The following is a 17,662-nucleotide window of genomic DNA, read 5'->3' as shown; positions in this document are numbered from 1 at the left end:
TACAAATTACTGGCTGCCCCGTCAGCAGCCAGCCAACACCAATTACACCCACTGTGCGTGATCATCGAGCCCAAGCTCTGACCACCACACGTTGCGCTTCTTCCAAGATTGGAGCCGTTGCCTACCCGCAACCGCTCAACCCGTTACGCCTGACGACCATAGCAAGGTGGTACCACTCCTTCCCATCCCGAACAGGACAGTGAAACGCCTTTGCGCCGATGATAGTGGACGGACGTCTGTGAAAGTAGGTCATCGTCAGGCTTTTATTGTGCAAACCCCCGCAGGGATACCCTGCGGGGGTTTGTTTTTTGTGCAGAGTGAATTGATTGATTGAACCCCTCGCGGCTTGCGCCGCGAGGGGTTTTTTATTTGGACAGACGTTCTCCGGTCACAGCGGGGCTCGGGGCTGCGTGCCGACGTATTCCTGGCGGTCGATGCCGTGGCGTTGGAGTTTGTCGTAGAAGGTCTTGCGGGGGATGCCGAGCGCGTCGAGGGTGGCTTTGATGTCGCCTTGGTGCGCGGCGAGCGCGTCGCGGATGACTTGGGCTTCGTACCGTTCCATGCGCTCGGGCAGGCTGAGCGAGCCGGCTTGCGCCGGAACGGGCTCTAGGGGCGGATCGTTCAAGACGCCCAGCACGAAGCGTTCTGCGAAGTGGGCGAGTTCGCGCACGTTGCCCGGCCAATCGTGGGTCATGAGATGCTGGCGGATCGCCGCGGGCATGTCGGGAATGTCTCGGTGGAAGCGGCGCGAGGCGTGGCCCAGGTAGTGGGCGAAGAGCAGGGGAATGTCCTCCCGGCGCTCGCGCAGCGGGGGGAGCCGTATCGTGACGACGTTCAGACGGTAAAACAGATCTTCGCGAAACTTGGCCCGGATGGCGGGGCTACCCAAGTCTTCCTTAGTCGCTGCGACGACGCGCAGGTCGAGGTTGCGCACTTCGTTGCTGCCCAGCGGCGTGATTTGCCGCGATTCGAGCACGCGCAGCAGCTTGACCTGCAAGGCGAGCGGCATGCTTTCGATTTCGTCGAGGAACAGGGTGCCGCCGCTGGCGTGTTCAATGCGTCCGATGCGTTTTTTCTGGGCGCCGGTGAAGGCGCCGGCTTCATGCCCGAAGAGCTCGCTTTCGATCACGCTTTCGGGGAGCGCGCCGCAGTTGATGGCGACGAGCGCGCGGTCCCTGCGGCGGCTGAGGCGATGCAGTGCCGTGGCGACGACCTCTTTTCCCGTACCGGTTTCTCCTTCGACGAGCACGTCCACGTCGGCGTCCGCGATGTGGCGCAAGGTCTGCTTGATCCGTTGCATGGCGGGGGTGGTGCCGATGAATGGCACTTCATCGGCTTCGACGGCGAATGCGGCTTCGCGAAGGCGTCGGTTTTCGAGGACCAGACGGCGTTTTTCGGCAGCGTGCCGGATGGCCGCGACCAGGCGGTCGGCGGGGTAGGGCTTGGACAGGAAGTCGTATGCGCCCTCGCGCATGCACTGAACCGCCGTGGCGATGTCGCCATGGCCGGTGATGAGGATGACCGGGATGTCGGCATCGACGTTGCGCAGTCGCTGGAAGAGTTCGAGCCCGTCCATGTCGGGCATGCGGATGTCCGTGACGACCACGCCGTCGAAGTCGCGGTCCAATGCGGGCAGCGCGGCGCGCGCGCGGGCGTGTGCATCGGTCTGGATGCCGTGAAGCGTGAGGGTCTGGACGGCCGCGCGGCGCAGCGCTTCGTCGTCGTCGATAAAGACGACGCGCGGAGCGGCAGGCCGGGGCAGGCTGTCGTCGGACGACCCTGCGGCAGGCGACCCTGCGGCAGGCGAACCTGCGGCAGGCGAACCTGCGGCGGTCGGACCATTGGCGGGCGTTTGGGAATCAGGAGCGCGGGTCATGGCTGTTGCTCGATGCGGGATATTGAGCCGGCGTCTTGCGCAGGGTCAGGATGAACAGGGCGCCGCGGTCAGGCGCTTCGGGGGAGGAGGAGCCGGCGTCCTGGGGATCGGCGGCGCGCAGCTCCCCGCCGAACTCGGCGACGATGTCGCGGCTGATGACCAGGCCCAGGCCCAGGCCGTCCGGCTTGGTGGTGTGAAATGGCGTGAAGAGGTGCGCGCGCGCCGCGTCCGACAGCCCCGGGCCGTTGTCGTGGACGTATAGCAGCACGGTTTCCCCCGCATCTTGCAGGGTCAGGACGATCCTGCCTTCAGGCAGGCCTTCAAGGGCTTCCAGGCCGTTCTGCAGCAGATTGACCAGCACCTGCTCCAATCGGACCCGGTTGGCCTGCACGCTGCAGGGCGTGCTGCGGGGCGGGCTCTGCAGGACGACGCCCTGCCGCCGGGCGCGCGGGCCCACCAGCAAGAGCGCGCCTTCCAACGCTTCCATCAGGTCGGTTGGCCCGACCGAGGCGCCCGCCTTGCGCGAAAAGGCGCGGAGCTCGCCGGTGATGTGGCCGATGCGGTCGGTCAGGGCAGCGATGGTGCCAAGGTTTTCCTGGACGGCGCCCTCGTCGCGGCGCCGCAGGAATTCGCCGGCGTTGTCGGCGTAGGCGCGGATGGCGGCCACGGGCTGGTTGATTTCGTGCGCCACGCCCGCCGCCACCTGGCCCAGCAGCGCGAGCTTGCTGGCCTGCACCAGTTCATCCTTCATGGTGTGAAGCTGTGACTCGGCACGCTGGCGCTCGTCCATTTCCTGGACGAGCTGTCCGTTCACATCGCGCAATTGCGCCGTCCGCTGGTCGACCAACGCCGCCAGCTGTTGCTGGATGGCGGCTTGCTGCTCCGCGCGTTCAAGGTTGCGGTGGCGGCGGTACAGCACCATGCCCACCAACGCCGCCAGCATGCTGAGCGCCAGCGCCGTGCCCAATTGGGCGTTGGCGGTGGCCTGGTTGACGGCCGCTTGCACGGGCGACAACTGGTGCAGCGTCCAGCCTGGCGATTCGATGACAGGCAAGGTGGTGTGCAGCAACGCGGTGCCGGCGGCGGCGCGCGGCAAGGCGTCTTCCGTGCGCACGAGCTGGCCGTTGCTGGCGGTCTGGAGCGGCGGCGTGACGGGCAGCGGCTGGAACCTGGCATCGCCGAACTGCAGGCTGGTACGCAGGGATTGCGCGAGGGCGGGCGCGAGCGGCGCCAGCACCTTGAAGCGCCAGTCGGGCAGGTTGCCGAGCAGCACGACGCCGTGCTCGTCGGTCACGAAGATGGCGGCGTTGGCCTGCCGCCAGTCCGATTCGAGGTCCCGGAAGTCGACCTTCAGCACCACGACGCCCAGCATGGCGCCCTGCGGGCCGTCTACGCGCCGCGCGAGGTAGAGGCCGGCTTCGTGGCTGACCGTGCCGAGCGCGAAATGCTCGGCCGAGCCGCGGTTGACCGAACCCTGGAAGTACGGCCGGAATTCGTAGTCGACCCCGACGAAGGTCGCGGGCTCGCGCCAGTTGCTGGCGGCGATCGCCAGGCCCTTTTTGTCGAGCACGTAAATCGCCGACGCGCCCACGCCGCGGCTGAGGGCCTCGAGTTTTTGGTCGAGCGCTTCGATCTGTGCCTTGCCGGCCCCTTGCAGGGCCGCGCGCAGGTCCACGTCCTGGGTCAGCACGAATGGCAGCGCCCTGAATTTGTCGAGGTTGTTGCGCAGAAGGGCGGCATGGATCTGGCCGGCGCTGCGGGCCTGGATGGCGGCTTCGCCGAGCGCGCGGTCGCGGGCCCACTGTGTGGCCGCGTACAGCGCGACGGCGGCGAACCCGACAGCCACGCATACCCACGCGGCTCGCCATGGCCATGACCCCCGACGCTGGCGGGCGGATGGGGGAGAGGGGGGAGCGGAGGCGGGAGGGGAAGCGTTCATGGTGTGCGATTTTCCGCACATTCTAGCGGGTTTCTGTGCGGAATTCCGCCGGAAAACGCCGGGCGCAGGGCCGGGGAGATTTCAAAAGCCCATGAATATCAATGGGTTGTGGGGATTCCTGCCCTGTGCCGATCTTGGCACGGCTATTGCATATATACCCGCAAGCCGCCCGGCACACGCGCGGTGAAATCGGCTGGCAGCTGGAACGCATGGCCATAAAACAGATAACGCCCCGACGTCGCCCGCGCCAACCCGCGCGGAGCAAGGGGCCCAGGTGGGGACAATCCCAATGATCGAAGTGGATCACAGCGCGCCCGCGCGCAAGCTCAAGTTCTATCAAATCCTGTACGTCCAGGTCATTTTCGCCATCGTGGTCGGCATCCTGCTGGGCGCATTCAAACCCGAGCTGGGCCAGCAGATGCAGCCGCTGGGCGACGCGTTCATCAAGCTGGTGAAGATGATCATCGCGCCGGTCATTTTCCTGACCGTCGCGACGGGCATCGCCGGCATGAGCGACCTGAAGAAGGTTGGACGGGTGGCGGGCAAGGCCATGCTGTACTTCCTGGTGTTTTCCACGCTGGCGTTGATCGTCGGCATGATCGTGAGCCATATCGTGCAGCCGGGCGCCGGCATGCACATCGACCCGGCGACGCTGGACCAGAAGGCGGTGTCCGGCTACGTCGCGAAGGCGCATGACTCGACCATCACCGGCTTTCTGATGAACGTGATTCCGACGACGATCTTCAGCCCGTTCGTCGGTGGCGACATCCTGCAGGTGCTGTTCGTGGCGGTGCTGTTTGGTATTTCGCTGGCCATGGTGGGCGAGCGCGGCAAGCCGATCCTGAATTTCATGACCGCGCTGGCGCAGCCGATCTTCAAGATGGTGGCGATCCTGATGAAGGCGGCGCCGATCGGCGCGTTCGGCGCGATGGCCTTCACCATCGGCAAGTACGGCATCAAGTCCGTCATCAACCTGGCGATGCTGGTGGGGACGTTCTACGCGACGTCGGTGTTGTTCGTCGTGGTCGTATTGGGCCTGGTGGCCCGCTACAACGGATTTTCGATTTTCAAGCTGGTGCGCTACATCCGCGAAGAACTGCTGCTGGTGCTGGGCACGAGCTCGTCCGAAGCCGCATTGCCCACGCTGATGCAGAAGATGGAACGGGCGGGCTGCTCGAAGTCGGTGGTCGGCCTGGTGGTGCCCACCGGTTATTCGTTCAACCTGGACGGCACCAACATCTACATGACGATGGCCGCGCTGTTCATTGCCCAGGCCTGCGATATCCCGCTGTCGCTGGGCGACCAGATCCTCTTGCTGCTGGTGGCGATGCTCAGCTCCAAGGGCGCGGCCGGCGTGACGGGCGCGGGGTTCATTACCCTGGCCGCGACGCTGTCGGTGGTGCCGTCGGTGCCGGTCGCCGGCATGGCGTTGATCCTGGGCGTGGACCGCTTCATGTCGGAATGCCGCGCGCTGACCAACCTGGTCGGCAACGCGACCGCCACCGTGGTCGTGGCGCGTTGGGAAGGCGAACTGGACCAGGAGCAGTTGCACACCGCGCTGGAGAGCGCCGGTACGCCCGCCGGGGCACAACCGCCGCAGGTCGCCCTTGGCGAGCCGGTGCGGCAGAGCTGAACGCGATCGCGCCGGGGATGGTACTCCGGCGCGGCAAACCCGGCTTGCGCATAACCGCGCACGGCCTGAAAAAAAACCCCCGGCACCGCGAGGCGCCGGGGGATTTTTCATTGGGGTGACGCCGCGCTCAAGGCACCGGGATGCCGGCTTCGCGAAGCAGATTGGCCGTTTCAAACAAAGGCAGGCCCATGACGCCCGTGTAGCTGCCCGAGATATGTGAGATGAAGGTGCCGGCCAAGCCCTGGATGCCGTAGGCGCCAGCCTTGCCGAAGGGTTCTCCGCTGTCGCAGTAGCGCCCGATTTCGTCGTCTCCCAGTTCGCGCATGCGGACCTCGGTGATGGAGACGGCGTCCAGCAAGCGATCGCCGGTCCACACCGCGACCGCCGTATGGACTTCATGCGTCGAGCCGGACAGCGCGCGCAGGATGCGGAGGGCGTCGGCGCGGTCGGCCGGCTTGCCCAGCACCTCGCCGGCGAGGATGACCGTCGTGTCGGCCGCCAGCAGGGGCAAGGCGGGCAAGGGCTGCGACCGCATCCAGTCGCGGCCGCGCACGGCCTTGTCGCGGGCCGTGCGCAGTACGTAGTCGGCGGCGCGCTCGCCCGGGTGCTGCGGCTCGTCTTCGCCAGGCGGCGCGGGCACGAGCAGGACTTCGTGCGCCAGGCCGATCTGCGTCAGCAGTTCGCGCCGGCGCGGGCTGGCGGAGGCCAGGTAGAGGCGTGGGGCGGGCAGGGAAGTGTCGGCGGTGTCGGTCATGCGGTGCACAGGGCGGGCGCCGCCGGAGCGGTCAGGCGCGGTGATAGGGATGGTTGGTCATGATGGCCCAGGCGCGATAGAGCTGTTCGGCCAGGACGACACGCACCATGGGGTGCGGCAATGTCAGCGACGACAGGCGCAGTTGGCCGCTGGCGGAGGCCTTCAGGCCGGGGTCCAGCCCATCGGGCCCGCCAACGAGAAACGCGACATCCTGTCCGCCCGCGCGCCATTGTTCGAGCTTTTGCGACAGCGCCATGGTGGTGAGGTCGCGGCCGCGCTCGTCCAGCGCCAGCCGCAGCGCATTGGCGGGCAGGGCCGCCTCGATACGCTTGGCTTCGGCCGCCATCATCTGAGCCGGCGTCTTGCCGGTGGTGCGGGGTTCGGGCTTGATCTCGCGCAGTTCCAGCGCGCAGTCGGCGGGCAGGCGTTTCGCGTAGTCGTCCCAGGCAGTCTGCACCCAGTCCGGCATCCGCGTGCCCACCGCAACGACGATCAGTTTCACGACGCGCTCAGTCTTCGGCGTCGTCGTAGCCGTTGCCGCTGTCGCTGGCGACAGGGGCGGGCCGGGTGGAGTCGGGCAGCAGCTTCACGCGCACCGGCTTGCCGCCCCAGATTTCTTCCAGGTTGTAGTACTGGCGGATGGCCGGCTGCATGATGTGCACGACGACATCGCCCAGGTCGACGACGACCCATTCGCCGGTGTCTTCGCCTTCGATGGTGATGCCGGTGAGCGACATGGCGCGGCCGCGGTCGGCGACGCTGGATGCGAGCGCGCGGGTCTGGCGGTTGGAGGTGGCGCTTGCAATCACGACGCGATCGAACAGGCTGGTCAGATGCGTGGTGTTGAAGACCTTGATGTCTTGCGCCTTGACGTCTTCGAGGGCGTCGATGACGGCGCGTTGGAGTTTCTGTATATCCATAGCTGCAAATATAACCCGCTCGATGCGCGCGATGGCAGCGCAGGCTGGCCGGTGGCGCCGGGCGGGAAGGGGTTTATCGGTAGAGTTTGTGCGCTGCAATATACGCGGCGACGCGAGCGTCGAGCAGTGCGTCGGTGGATTCGCCCTGCGCCAGCCGCCGGCGGATGTCGGACGCCGAGACCGGCATGGGCGGGAAAGGCAGTTCCTGCAGTTCGCGGCCTTGTTCCCGCAGCCATTGCGCCAGTTCCGGCGGTGCGCTGAGCGCCGTGCCGGGGCGGGTGGCCACGGCCAGGTCGACCAGGCTGGAAATGTCGCGCCAGTTGCGCCAGGTGCAGAAGTTGGCGAGCTGGTCGGCGCCCAGCAGCCACACATAGCGCGCGTCCTGCGGCAGGGCGCGCAGCGTGTCGATGGTGTACGTGGCGCCGCCGCGCTCGATTTCGATGGGATTGACCGCCAGGCCGGGGTGGCCGGCGATGGCCAGTTCCAGCATCTGGCGGCGCTGTTCGCCGGTCGCGTTCAGTGCGGCCCGCTGCCAGGGATTGGCGGCGGGGATGAGTTGCACCTGGGCCAGGCCGAGCGATTGCAGGGCGTTCTGGGCCAGGGCGATGTGGGCGACGTGGACGGGGTCGAAGCTGCCGCCCAGCAGGCCGATGCGCTTCAAACCCAGTCCCGCGGTTTGAGGTACGCGGCCAGTTCGGCCTCGGGCGTGCCGGCTTGCGGCTGCCAGTCATAGCGCCAATGGGCCAGCGGCGGCATGGACAGCAGGATCGATTCGGTGCGCCCGCCGGATTGCAGGCCGAACAACGTGCCGCGATCGAAGACCAGGTTGAATTCGACGTAGCGGCCGCGCCGATAGGCCTGGAAATCGCGTTCGTGCTCGGTGTAGGCGATGCCGCGCCGCTTTTCGACGATGGGCAGGTAGCTGTCCAGGAAGGCGTCGCCGACCGAGCGGGTCAGGGCGAAGGAGGCATCGAAGCCGGGGGCGTTCAGGTCGTCGAAGAAGACGCCGCCGATGCCGCGGGTTTCGTTGCGATGCTTGAGGAAGAAGTATTCGTCGCACCAGCGTTTGAAACGCGGGTAGTAATCGGGCCCGTGGGGCGCCAGCGCATCCCGGCATACCGTGTGGAAGTGGCGCGCGTCTTCCTCGAAAGGATAGTAGGGGGTCAGGTCGATGCCCCCGCCGAACCAGAAGACGTCGGCCTCGTCATGGCCGTGCCGGGCCGCGGCGACGAACATGCGCACGTTCATGTGCGTGGTGGGCACGTAGGGATTGCGCGGATGCAGCACCATGGACACGCCCATGGCCTCCCAGGAGCGGCCGGCAAGCTCGGGACGGTGCGCGCTGGCGGACGGAGGCAGCTTGGTGCCCTGGACATGGCTGAACAGCACGCCCGCGCGTTCGAAGAGCTGGCCGCCTTCGAGCAGGCGCGACAGCCCGCCGCCGCCCTCGGGCCGCACCCATTCGTCGGCGCGGAAGGGGCCGCCCTCGGCGGCTTCCAGCGCATCCACGATGCGGGCCTGCAGGCCGGTGAGGTAGTCCCGGACGGCGGAGACGGGCAGAGCGGTCATGGGCGGTTCCGGATTACGCGTTGGACTTGGGCTTTTGCTGCGACGGCTTGAGCGCGCGCCAGCCGATGTCGGTGCGGTACTGGCGGCCGTCGAAGTGGATGCCGTCGATGGCTTCGTAGACGCGGTCGCGCGCCATCTTGACGGAATCGCCCAGCGCCGTGACGCACAGCACGCGTCCGCCGGTGGTCTTGGTTTCGTCGCCGTCGAGCTTGGTGGCCGCATGGAAGACCATGCAGTCTTCGGCGTCGGCGGGCAGGCCGCGGATGACGTCGCCCGTGCGCGGGGTGTTCGGATAGTTGTGCGCGGCCAGCACGGCGCCCAGGGCGGTGCGGCGGTCCCAGACGATGTCGGCCTGGTCGAGCGTGCCTTCCACCGCATGCTCCAGGGCATCCAGCAGGTCGCTCTTGACGCGCATCATGATGGGCTGGGTTTCGGGGTCGCCCATGCGGCAGTTGAATTCCAGCGTCTTGATGTCGCGGTCGGGATCATCGCCGGGGGCGATCATCAGGCCGGCGTACAGGAAGCCGGTGTAGGGGATGCCGTCGCGCGTCATGCCCTGCACGGTGGGCAGGATGATTTCGCGCATGATGCGGTGGTGGAGTTCGGGGGTGACGATGGGCGCGGGCGAATAGGCGCCCATGCCGCCCGTGTTGGGGCCGCGGTCGCCGTCCTGCAGGCGCTTGTGGTCCTGGCTGGTGGCCAGGGCGAGCACGTTGCGGCCGTCGCACATGACGATGAAGCTGGCTTCCTCGCCGACCAGGCATTCCTCGATGACGACGCGGGCGCCCGCTACGCCCATGGAGCCGTCGCCCAGCATGGCGTCGACGGCGGCGTGCGCTTCTTCCAGCGTGGCGGCGACCACGACGCCCTTGCCGGCGGCCAGGCCGTCGGCCTTGATCACGATGGGGGCGCCTTCCTGGTCGATGTAGGCGTGGGCCTTGGCCGGATCGGTGAAGGTCTCGTAGCGCGCGGTCGGGATGTTGTGCCGGACCATGAAGGCCTTGGCGTAGTCCTTGGAGCTTTCGAGCTGCGCGGCGGCCTTGGTGGGCCCGAAGATCTTCAGGCCGCGTGCGCGGAAGACGTCGACGACGCCGGCGGCCAGCGGGGCCTCGGGGCCGACGACCGTCAGGGCGATGCCCTCGCGCTGGACGAAATCGGCCAGTTCCTCGGCATTGGTGAGCGCGATGTTCTCCATCTGCTCGGCCCGTTGCGTGCCGCCGTTACCCGGGGCGACGTACACCTTGTGTACGCGCGGGGAGCGGGCCAGCCGCCAGGCGAGGGCATGTTCGCGGCCGCCCGAGCCAATTACCAGGAGTTTCATGTTGCGTGAGTCTGAGTGGTTGCCACGCCAGGATCCGTGAGGGGCCCTGGCCCGTGGAGAAGGCAACGGATCCGATACGGCGCGGATCCGGATTACACCCTGGCGCGATGGCGGGCGGTGCCGCCTGCGCGCCAGGAAAAGGGGGATTTACTGCGCTTCGTCGAAAACGACGTTCGTATAGACTTCCTGCACGTCGTCCAGGCTTTCCAGCGCGTCGAGCAGTTTCTGCATCTTGGCGGCGTCGTCGCCAGCCAGTTCGGTTTCGTTCAGGGCCTTCATGACGATGCCGTCGACTTCGGCCTTCAGGCCGGCGTCGTCGAACGCCTTGCGCACGGCGGCGTAGTCGGACGGGGCGCAGACGACTTCGATCACGCCTTCTTCGTCTGTGGTGACGTCTTCGGCGCCGGCCTCGAGGGCGGCTTCCATGACCTTGTCTTCCGGGGTGCCGGGGGCGAACACGAATTGGCCGCAGTGCTTGAACATGAAGGCCACGGAGCCTTCCTGGCCGAGGTTGCCGCCGTTCTTGGAGAAGGCGTGGCGGACTTCGGCCACGGTGCGGGTGCGGTTGTCGGTCATGCAGTCGACGATCACGGCCGCGCCGCCGATGCCGTAGCCTTCGTAGCGGACTTCTTCGTAGGCTTCGCCGTCGGCGCCACCGGCGCCGCGCTGGATGGCGCGCTGGATGTTGTCCTTGGGCATGTTGGCGTCGGTTGCCTTGTCCCAAGCCATGCGCAAGCGCGGGTTGCTGTCCGGGTCGGGGCCGCCGGCGCGCGCCGCCACGGTGATTTCACGAATGATCTTGGTCCAGAGCTTTCCGCGCTTGGCGTCTTGGCGCCCTTTGCGGTGCTGAATATTGGCCCATTTGCTGTGTCCGGCCATGGCTTCCCAGGAAAATGTGTCTGCAAAGACGGCATTTTACCGTGCCGGCGGCCCTCGCGTCCGGCCAGAGGGCTGCATGTGTCCATATAGCCACGCGCACAAGGCGGGCGGCAGGCTCTACACTTGGGCATCCTTTTGAATCCCTGGTCCGGAGCCGCACATGTCCAACCCCCTTGTCATCGCCAAGAACGCGCAGACCGAGTTGGGGCTGCTGCCGGCCCTGGCCAACCGCCACGGGTGCATCACGGGCGCCACCGGCACCGGCAAGACCGTCACCTTGCAGGTCCTGGCCGAATCCTTTTCCCGGATCGGCACGCCGGTATTCATGGCCGACGTCAAGGGCGACCTGACCGGCATTTCGCAGGCGGGCGTGGCCAGCCCGAAGCTGCAGGAACGCCTCAAGAACCTGGGCCTGGCCGAACCGGCCTGGGGCGCCAGCCCCGTTGCGCTATGGGACGTCTACGGCGAGCAGGGCCTGCCGGTGCGAGCCACCATTACGGACATGGGCCCGCTGCTGCTGTCGCGCATCCTGGAATTGAACGACACGCAGGAAGGGGTCCTGACCCTGGTTTTCAAGGTGGCCGACGACGAGGGGCAACTGCTGCTGGACCTGAAGGACCTGCGGGCGATGCTGCAGAACGTGGCCGACCGCTCGGCCGAGCTCAAGACGCGGTATGGCAATGTGTCCTCGGCCAGCGTCGGCGCCATCCAGCGGGGCCTCTTGGCGCTGGAATCGCAGGGCGCGGAAAGGTTCTTCGGCGAGCCGATGCTGGACGTCGCCGACCTGATGCGCACGGACGCGCAGGGGCGCGGCATTGTCAACATCCTGGCCGCCGACAAGCTGATGCAGGCGCCGCGCCTGTATGCCATCTTCCTGTTGTGGCTGCTGGCCGACCTGTATGAAAAGCTGCCCGAAGTGGGCGACATGGACCAGCCCAAGCTGGTGTTCTTCTTCGACGAAGCGCACCTGCTGTTCAACGACGCGCCCCAGGCGCTGCTGACCAAGATCGAGCAGGTGGTGCGCCTGGTGCGTTCCAAGGGCGTGGGCGTGTACTTCGTCACGCAGAACCCCCTGGACATCCCCGATACCGTGCTGGGCCAGTTGGGCAACCGCGTGCAGCACGCCCTGCGTGCGTTCACGCCGCGCGACCAGAAGGCCGTCAAGACGGCCGCCCAGACCATGCGCCCCAATCCCGGCCTGGATATCGAGGCCGCCATCACGGAACTTGGCGTTGGCGAGGCCCTCGTGTCGCTGCTTGATGCCAAGGGGCGGCCGATGCCGACCGAGCGCGCGTATATCGTGCCCCCCGGCAGCCGCATCGGGCCGGCCATGGATGCCGAACGGCAGGCGCTGTGCCAGGGCAATCCCCTGGCGGCCAAGTATGAAAAGGCGGTGGACCGGGAGTCCGCCTATGAAATCCTGGCCGGTCGCGCGGCCGTGCCGGCCGATCCCCAGGTGGCGCGGGATGATCCGGCCAGGCCTGGAGGGCCGTCTGCCCGGTCCGGCCAGCCGCCTGCCGAAGAGAGCGGCGGCCTGATGGACAGCCTGAAGGACGTGCTGTTCGGATCGACCGGACCGCGCGGCGGCAAGCGCGACGGGGTGGTGCAGACCTTCGCCAAGAGCTCGGCGCGCTCCATTGCCCGCGAACTGACGCGCGGGATATTGGGGTCGCTGCTGGGCTCGAAAGGCCGTCGCTGAGCCGCATCGGCAGTCATCGACGCCTCGCCTCCCGTCGGTTTTGTAACGGGGGGTGTTGTGTTGCCCGCATTTATGCCTAAGATTGCGGGCGTTGAACCAGTGAAAACCAAAGGAAAACGTGGTGGCTAAGAAACACAAGATTGCAGTGCTTCCGGGAGACGGGATCGGCAAGGAGGTCGTGCCGGAAGGGTTGAAGGTGCTCGATGCGGTGGCGACGCGGTTCGACATCGCGTTCCAGTGGGACCACTTCGACTGGAGCTGCGACTACTACGCCAAGCATGGCAAGATGATGCCCGACGACTGGAAGGCGCAGATCGGCCAGCACGAAGCCATTTTCTTCGGCTCGATCGGCTGGCCCGCCACGGTGCCCGACCACGAGGCGCTGTGGGGCTCGCTCTTCAAGTTCCGCCGTGAATTCGACCAGTACATCAACCTGCGCCCGGTGCGCCTGATGCCTGGCGTGCCTTCGCCGCTTGCCAACCGCCAGCCCGGCGAGATCGATTTCTTCATCGTGCGCGAGAACACCGAAGGCGAATACTCCAATAGCGGCGGCCGCCTGTTCGAGGGCACCGACCGCGAGGTGGTGATCCAGGAAAGCGTATTCACGCGCATTGGCGCCGAGCGCGTGCTGAAGTTCGCGTTCGAATTGGCGCAAAAGCGCGGCAAGCACCTGACCGCGGCCACCAAGTCCAATGGCATTTCGATTTCGATGCCCTGGTGGGACGAGCGCGTCGCCGAGATGGCCGGGAACTATCCGGACGTGCGCTGGGACAAATATCACATCGATATCCTGTGCGCGCACTTCGTGCAGCATCCCGACTGGTTCGACGTGGTGGTGGCCTCCAACCTGTTCGGAGACATTCTCTCCGACCTGGGACCGGCATGCACCGGCACGATCGGTATCGCCCCGTCGGCAAACCTGAACCCGGAGCGCAAGTTCCCGTCGCTCTTCGAACCGGTGCATGGTTCGGCGCCCGACATCTATGGCAAGGGCATCGCCAACCCGATCGGGCAGATCTGGAGCGGGGCATTGATGCTGGATTTCTTGGGGTATCCCGACGCTTCGGCCGCGGTCGTGAAGGCGATCGAATCCGTGCTGGCTGACGGGCCGCGGACGCGGGATATGAAAGGCAACGCCTCGACGGCCGAAGTCGGCGACGCAATCGCGTCGCTGGTCAGGGCTGGTTGAGTGCTTTGGCGGGCAGGCCTGTCCGATTGGTAGATGAACGACTCGATTTTTTCTCCCCCCTCCGACCACGTGGGCGGCGGGCGGGCCGACCGCTTCGTGCGCAAGCTTTTCCGCATGCTGCGCTCGCGCACCCAGCGGCACAATCAACACCTGTGGCCGTTCGTACGAATCTGGCGGGACAAGGACGGCGCGATCAGCGGTTTTCGCGCCTTCGGCCGTTCTCTGCCCGTCACGCCCCTGTCGCAGGGCTACGACCCTGCCGACAAGGTGGTGCACCTGATCCTGAGTGGCCCGTCGATCGCCGAGATTCCCTATGACCGGATGAACATCGGCGTCGCGATGGGCGTCAATGGCGCCATCGCGCTGTCGCGCAAGTTCGATCTGCAATTCAAGTACTACTGCATCATCGACCAGAATTTCGTGCGCGACCGCATCGACCTGGTGCGCGAGATCGTGGCGCGGGACCTCACGCTGTATGTGTTCCCCGAGGTGCTGCGCTACATCATGCAGGGCATTCCCCAGGAGCAGATCCGCTGCCGCATCTGCATCATCGAACTGATCTCCAGGCGGGCCTACGAGCGCAGCGTGGCGCCGGCCGTGCTCAAGCGCATTGCCGCGGCCTCGCCCGACGTCCAGCTGCTGGACGCCAAGCAGGGACTGGGCTACAGCTTCGACGCCTCGCTCGGGGTCTTCGATGCCGACACCGTCGCCTATGCCGCCTTGCAGGTTTTGGTGTCCGGCGGCGCGCGCGAGGTCTACGTGCACGGGCTGGACCTGACCCTGCAGGGCGGATTGCGTTTCTACGACGAGGGGGGAAAGCCCCAGACCAGCCGGCTGACACGCAACTTTCCGCGCCTCATCGAACCGTCGTTCCGCTTTGCATCGGCGCTCTGGCGCGCGCGGGGGGTGTCCGTGTTCAATCTGTCTCCGATCAGTGCGCTGTCGGCCGACATCATCGAACGCCGGGACTGGCAAACGCTGCTCAGGGACTGACGGGCACGCTGCCAAAAAAGAACAAGGCGCCGCGAGGCGCCTTGTTTTCGTCTGGCGACAGGGCGGCTCAGTGGGCGCCCGCCGCCGCTTCCGCCGCGCCGTCGCCGCCCGCCTTGGCCGACCGGGGCCGGGCGAACCAGACCAGGCCCGTCAGCAGCAGGAAGATGAGCGCGGACGCATAGAACACGTCCGTCGCCGACATCGTGAAGGCCTGCGCGTTGATCAGGCCGTCGACCATGGTGAGCGCCTGTTGATGCGTGACGCCCAACCCGTTCTGCAGGGTGTTCATGGTCTGGTCGAACGCCTGCTGGCCCGGCTTGGCGACCTCGGTCAACTGCGCGTGGTGCAGGGTTGCGCGGTTTTCCCACAGCGTGGTGGAGATCGACGTGCCGAACGCGCCCGCCGTCAACCGCAGGAAGTTCGACAGGCCCGACGCCGCCGGGATGCGCCATGGCTCGATGCTGGACAGCGTGATGGAGGTGAGCGGCACGAAGAACGCCGCCATCGCCGCGCCCTGGATGATGGTCGGGATCATCAGCGTGCGCACGTCCGTCTGGGTGTTGAAGCCCGAGCGCATGAAGCAGACCAGCGCAAAGATCAGGAAGGCGACGGTCACGATCTGCCTGGGGTCACGCGTGGCCAGCATCTTGCCCACGATGGGCGTGAGCAGGATGGCGAGCAGGCCGACGGGGGCGGTGACCAGACCCGCGTAGGTCGCGGTGTAGCCCATATTGCTTTGCAGCCACAGGGGCAGCAGCACCACGTTGCCGAAGAAGACGCCATAGGCCACCGCCAGCGTCAACGCGCCGACCGAGAAATTTCGGATCTTGAACAGCCGCAGGTCGACCACGGGGTGGGCGTCGGTCAGTTCCCAGATCAGGAAGAACACGAAGGCCACGAAGGCGATCGCCGCCAGCGCGATGATGGTCGGACTGGCGAACCAGTCCAGTTCCTTGCCCTTGTCCAGCATGATCTGCAGCGCACCCACCCAGACCACGAGCAGGACAAGGCCGAGCTTGTCGATGGGCAGCTTGCGGGTCATGGATTCGCGCTTGCCGTAGATGCGCCAACTGATCCACGCGGCCAGCAGGCCCACCGGCACGTTGATGTAGAAGATCCAGGGCCAGGTGTAGTTGTCCGAGATCCATCCGCCCAGCAACGGCCCGGCCACCGGGGCCACCAGCGTGGTCATGGACCAGATCGCCAGCGCCATACCCGCCTTGGCCTTGGGGAAGCTGGCCAGCATCAGTGTTTGCGACAGCGGGATCATCGGGCCCGCCACCGCTCCTTGCAGCACGCGAAAGGCGATCAACGCCTCCAGCGACGGCGAAAAGCCGCACAGCCAGGAGGCCACCACGAAAAGCAGGGTGGAAATCAGGAACAGGCGCACCTGGCCGAAGCGTTGCGTCAGCCAGCCCGTGAGCGGCACGGTGATGGCGTTGGCCACCGCGAACGACGTGATGACCCAGGTGCCCTGGCTGGAGCTCACGCCAAGGTCGCCGGATATCGTGGGGATGGACACGTTCGCGATCGAGGTGTCCAGCACGTTCATGAAGACGGCGGTGGACAGCGCGATGGACCCGATGATGCGGGTCGCGCCCTCCAGGGGCGGGTAGGTGCCCGGCGGGCGGGCGGCGTCACTGGGCGCGCCTGCGCCCGCGGGCTGGGCGGCGGTGCTCATGATGCGAGGTTGGCCGCGATGATCTTGCCGATCATGGCGTCGACTTCATCGTGCGCGGGCTCGAACGCGCGCGTCGACCATGCCGGTTCCTTGCGCGCGACCTGGGCCAGCGGCGCGCCGTCGTCCTTGCCCACGTCGACTTCAACGTCCATCGACAGGCCCACGCGCAGCGGATGCTGCTTCAGGTCTTCGGGATCGAGCGTGATGCGCACGGGTACGCGCTGCACGACCTTGATCCAGTTGCCGGTGGCGTTCTGCGCGGGAAGCAGGGCAAAGGCGCTGCCCGTGCCGGCGTCCAGGCCGGCGACGGTGCCGTGGTAGGTCACCGAGCTGCCGTACAGGTCGGCCACCATCTTGACCGGCTGGCCGATGCGCATCTTGCGCAACTGGCCTTCCTTGAAATTGGCTTCGACCCAGACCTGGTCCAGCGGCACGACGGTCATCAGCGCGGCGCCGGGGGCGACGCGCTGGCCGACCTGCGCGCTGCGGCGCGCGATGACGCCGCCGACGGGCGCGGGCAGCACGGTGCGCGATTGCGCCAGCCAGGCGTTGCGCAGCTCGGCGGCCGCCTGGCGCACATCGGGGTGCTCGGCCACGGAAGTGCCTTGCGTCAAGGCCTGGTTGGTCGCCAGCTTGGCCTTCGCGGCGGCCAACGCCGCCTTGGCCTGCGCGACGCCGGACTGGGCGGACTTCAGGGCCACCTCGGCGTGCAGGATTTCCTCGCCGCTGACGCCGCCCGACTTGGCGAGCTGCTGGCGGCGCTTTACGTCGCTCTGCGCGCGGGTCAGCTCGGCCTGGGCGCGCAGGATGTCGGCATTGCGCAGGTCGACGTCGGCGGCGAGCGCATCGTTCTGCACGTAATAGGTCTGCACCTGGCGGACCGTCTGGGCCAGCTTGGCCTGCGCCTGCTGCAGGGCGATGTCCGTATCGGCGGGATCGAGTCGCACCAGCGGCTGGCCGGCGGTGACGGTTTCGGTGTCGTCGGCTTCGATGGCCACCACGGTGCCGGGCACCTGCGGCGTGATCTGCACCAGGTTGCCGTGCACGTAGGCATCGTCGGTGCTTTCGAAGTGCGCGCCGAACAGCGCCCACCAGATGCCGTAGGCGATGGCGACAACGATAAAGGCCCCGGTCGCCATCAGCAGCAGGCGTTTACGGGCGGGATGGGTCGAGGGAGTGGCAGCGTTCATGACGTCTGAATCCGGGATC

Annotated in this window: 16 protein-coding genes and 1 rRNA gene; 6 read left to right on the top strand and 11 right to left on the bottom strand. The window is 66.8% G+C overall.

Translation table 11 applies throughout. The features are described 5' to 3' along the window. The first annotated feature begins 148 nt into the window (after window positions 1-148). A 5S ribosomal RNA gene (rrf, locus tag BMW75_RS24780) occupies window positions 149-261 on the top strand. Window positions 262-388: 127 nt separating this feature from the next. Here rrf and BMW75_RS24775 read toward each other — a convergent pair. After that, on the bottom strand, window positions 389-1,762 hold the full coding sequence (locus BMW75_RS24775; protein WP_254792125.1) for a sigma-54-dependent transcriptional regulator: 1,374 nt from the start codon (window positions 1,760-1,762) through the stop codon (window positions 389-391). Window positions 1,763-1,779: 17 nt separating this feature from the next. On the opposite strand from BMW75_RS24775, the gene BMW75_RS30020 reads away from it, so the two are divergent. Continuing rightward, on the top strand, window positions 1,780-1,902 hold the full coding sequence (locus BMW75_RS30020) for a pentapeptide repeat-containing protein (RefSeq protein WP_371467587.1): 123 nt from the start codon (window positions 1,780-1,782) through the stop codon (window positions 1,900-1,902). On the opposite strand, the gene BMW75_RS24770 is transcribed toward BMW75_RS30020, so the two are convergent. Further along, complete coding sequence (locus tag BMW75_RS24770; RefSeq protein WP_092582273.1) at window positions 1,860-3,836, bottom strand: sensor histidine kinase; 1,977 nt, start codon at window positions 3,834-3,836, stop codon at window positions 1,860-1,862. The genes BMW75_RS30020 and BMW75_RS24770 overlap by 43 nt on opposite strands. A 268-nt stretch (window positions 3,837-4,104) precedes the next feature. Between BMW75_RS24770 and BMW75_RS24765 the strand changes: the two genes are divergently transcribed. Then, window positions 4,105-5,448, top strand: coding sequence for a dicarboxylate/amino acid:cation symporter (locus BMW75_RS24765; RefSeq protein WP_092582272.1), 1,344 nt, complete (start codon window positions 4,105-4,107; stop codon window positions 5,446-5,448). A 127-nt stretch (window positions 5,449-5,575) separates the two neighbouring features. On the opposite strand, the gene BMW75_RS24760 is transcribed toward BMW75_RS24765, so the two are convergent. From BMW75_RS24760 to BMW75_RS24730, 7 genes are all read right to left on the bottom strand, one after another. Further along, window positions 5,576-6,202, bottom strand: coding sequence for a Maf family protein (locus BMW75_RS24760; protein ID WP_092582271.1), 627 nt, complete (start codon window positions 6,200-6,202; stop codon window positions 5,576-5,578). Between the two features lie 31 nt (window positions 6,203-6,233). Continuing rightward, entirely contained in the window at window positions 6,234-6,704 is a 471-nt protein-coding gene (gene rlmH / locus BMW75_RS24755) for a 23S rRNA (pseudouridine(1915)-N(3))-methyltransferase RlmH (protein WP_076519858.1), read from the bottom strand. Window positions 6,705-6,711: 7 nt separating this feature from the next. Then, a complete protein-coding gene (gene rsfS / locus BMW75_RS24750; RefSeq protein WP_092582270.1) occupies window positions 6,712-7,122 on the bottom strand; it encodes a ribosome silencing factor in 411 nt (136 codons plus the stop codon). A gap of 73 nt (window positions 7,123-7,195) precedes the next feature. Then, entirely contained in the window at window positions 7,196-7,783 is a 588-nt protein-coding gene (gene nadD, locus BMW75_RS24745; RefSeq protein ID WP_092582269.1) for a nicotinate (nicotinamide) nucleotide adenylyltransferase, read from the bottom strand. Further along, window positions 7,780-8,691 carry an oxygen-dependent coproporphyrinogen oxidase gene (gene hemF, locus BMW75_RS24740; protein ID WP_092582268.1) on the bottom strand — a complete coding sequence of 304 codons (912 nt, stop codon included), beginning with the start codon at window positions 8,689-8,691 and terminating at the stop codon, window positions 7,780-7,782. The genes nadD and hemF overlap by 4 nt, the downstream gene beginning before the upstream one ends. A 13-nt stretch (window positions 8,692-8,704) precedes the next feature. Beyond that, window positions 8,705-10,012 (bottom strand): phosphoribosylamine--glycine ligase, encoded by a 1,308-nt coding sequence (purD, locus tag BMW75_RS24735; RefSeq protein WP_076519862.1) that lies wholly within the window; start codon window positions 10,010-10,012, stop codon window positions 8,705-8,707. 147 nt (window positions 10,013-10,159) lie between these two features. Beyond that, complete coding sequence (locus BMW75_RS24730; RefSeq protein ID WP_076519863.1) at window positions 10,160-10,891, bottom strand: YebC/PmpR family DNA-binding transcriptional regulator; 732 nt, start codon at window positions 10,889-10,891, stop codon at window positions 10,160-10,162. 160 nt (window positions 10,892-11,051) lie between these two features. Between BMW75_RS24730 and BMW75_RS24725 the strand changes: the two genes are divergently transcribed. From BMW75_RS24725 to BMW75_RS24715, 3 genes are all read left to right on the top strand, one after another. Next, complete coding sequence (locus BMW75_RS24725; protein ID WP_092582266.1) at window positions 11,052-12,590, top strand: helicase HerA-like C-terminal domain-containing protein; 1,539 nt, start codon at window positions 11,052-11,054, stop codon at window positions 12,588-12,590. A gap of 121 nt (window positions 12,591-12,711) precedes the next feature. Continuing rightward, complete coding sequence (locus BMW75_RS24720; RefSeq protein ID WP_092582265.1) at window positions 12,712-13,779, top strand: tartrate dehydrogenase; 1,068 nt, start codon at window positions 12,712-12,714, stop codon at window positions 13,777-13,779. A 33-nt stretch (window positions 13,780-13,812) separates the two neighbouring features. Beyond that, entirely contained in the window at window positions 13,813-14,772 is a 960-nt protein-coding gene (locus tag BMW75_RS24715) for a hypothetical protein (protein ID WP_076519866.1), read from the top strand. A 67-nt stretch (window positions 14,773-14,839) separates the two neighbouring features. On the opposite strand, the gene BMW75_RS24710 is transcribed toward BMW75_RS24715, so the two are convergent. Next, window positions 14,840-16,453 (bottom strand): DHA2 family efflux MFS transporter permease subunit, encoded by a 1,614-nt coding sequence (locus BMW75_RS24710; protein WP_175493259.1) that lies wholly within the window; start codon window positions 16,451-16,453, stop codon window positions 14,840-14,842. Beyond that, window positions 16,450-17,643, bottom strand: coding sequence for an HlyD/EmrA/EmrK family protein (locus BMW75_RS24705; protein ID WP_092582264.1), 1,194 nt, complete (start codon window positions 17,641-17,643; stop codon window positions 16,450-16,452). Before BMW75_RS24705 ends, BMW75_RS24710 begins: the two co-directional genes overlap by 4 nt. Window positions 17,644-17,662 lie beyond the last annotated feature (19 nt).

It is taken from the genome of Achromobacter sp. NFACC18-2, assembly GCF_900108985.1.
Classification (GTDB): domain Bacteria; phylum Pseudomonadota; class Gammaproteobacteria; order Burkholderiales; family Burkholderiaceae_B; genus Achromobacter.
The sequence above is the reverse complement of the archived record's forward strand: the minus strand, read 5'-3'. Positions and strand labels throughout refer to the sequence as shown.

Bases quoted from the DNA above. Each gene is read 5' to 3' on its own strand.
- BMW75_RS24770 (WP_092582273.1), bottom strand. From the start codon at position 3,836: ATGTGCGGAAAATCGCACACCATGAACGCTTCCCCTCCCGCCTCCGCT.
- BMW75_RS24710 (WP_175493259.1), bottom strand. From the start codon at position 16,453: ATGAGCACCGCCGCCCAGCCCGCGGGCGCAGGCGCGCCCAGTGACGCC.
- BMW75_RS24730 (WP_076519863.1), bottom strand. From the start codon at position 10,891: ATGGCCGGACACAGCAAATGGGCCAATATTCAGCACCGCAAAGGGCGC.
- BMW75_RS24765 (WP_092582272.1), top strand. From the start codon at position 4,105: ATGATCGAAGTGGATCACAGCGCGCCCGCGCGCAAGCTCAAGTTCTAT.
- BMW75_RS24725 (WP_092582266.1), top strand. From the start codon at position 11,052: ATGTCCAACCCCCTTGTCATCGCCAAGAACGCGCAGACCGAGTTGGGG.
- purD (WP_076519862.1), bottom strand. From the start codon at position 10,012: ATGAAACTCCTGGTAATTGGCTCGGGCGGCCGCGAACATGCCCTCGCC.
- BMW75_RS24705 (WP_092582264.1), bottom strand. From the start codon at position 17,643: ATGAACGCTGCCACTCCCTCGACCCATCCCGCCCGTAAACGCCTGCTG.
- BMW75_RS24715 (WP_076519866.1), top strand. From the start codon at position 13,813: ATGAACGACTCGATTTTTTCTCCCCCCTCCGACCACGTGGGCGGCGGG.
- rsfS (WP_092582270.1), bottom strand. From the start codon at position 7,122: ATGGATATACAGAAACTCCAACGCGCCGTCATCGACGCCCTCGAAGAC.
- hemF (WP_092582268.1), bottom strand. From the start codon at position 8,691: ATGACCGCTCTGCCCGTCTCCGCCGTCCGGGACTACCTCACCGGCCTG.
- BMW75_RS24760 (WP_092582271.1), bottom strand. From the start codon at position 6,202: ATGACCGACACCGCCGACACTTCCCTGCCCGCCCCACGCCTCTACCTG.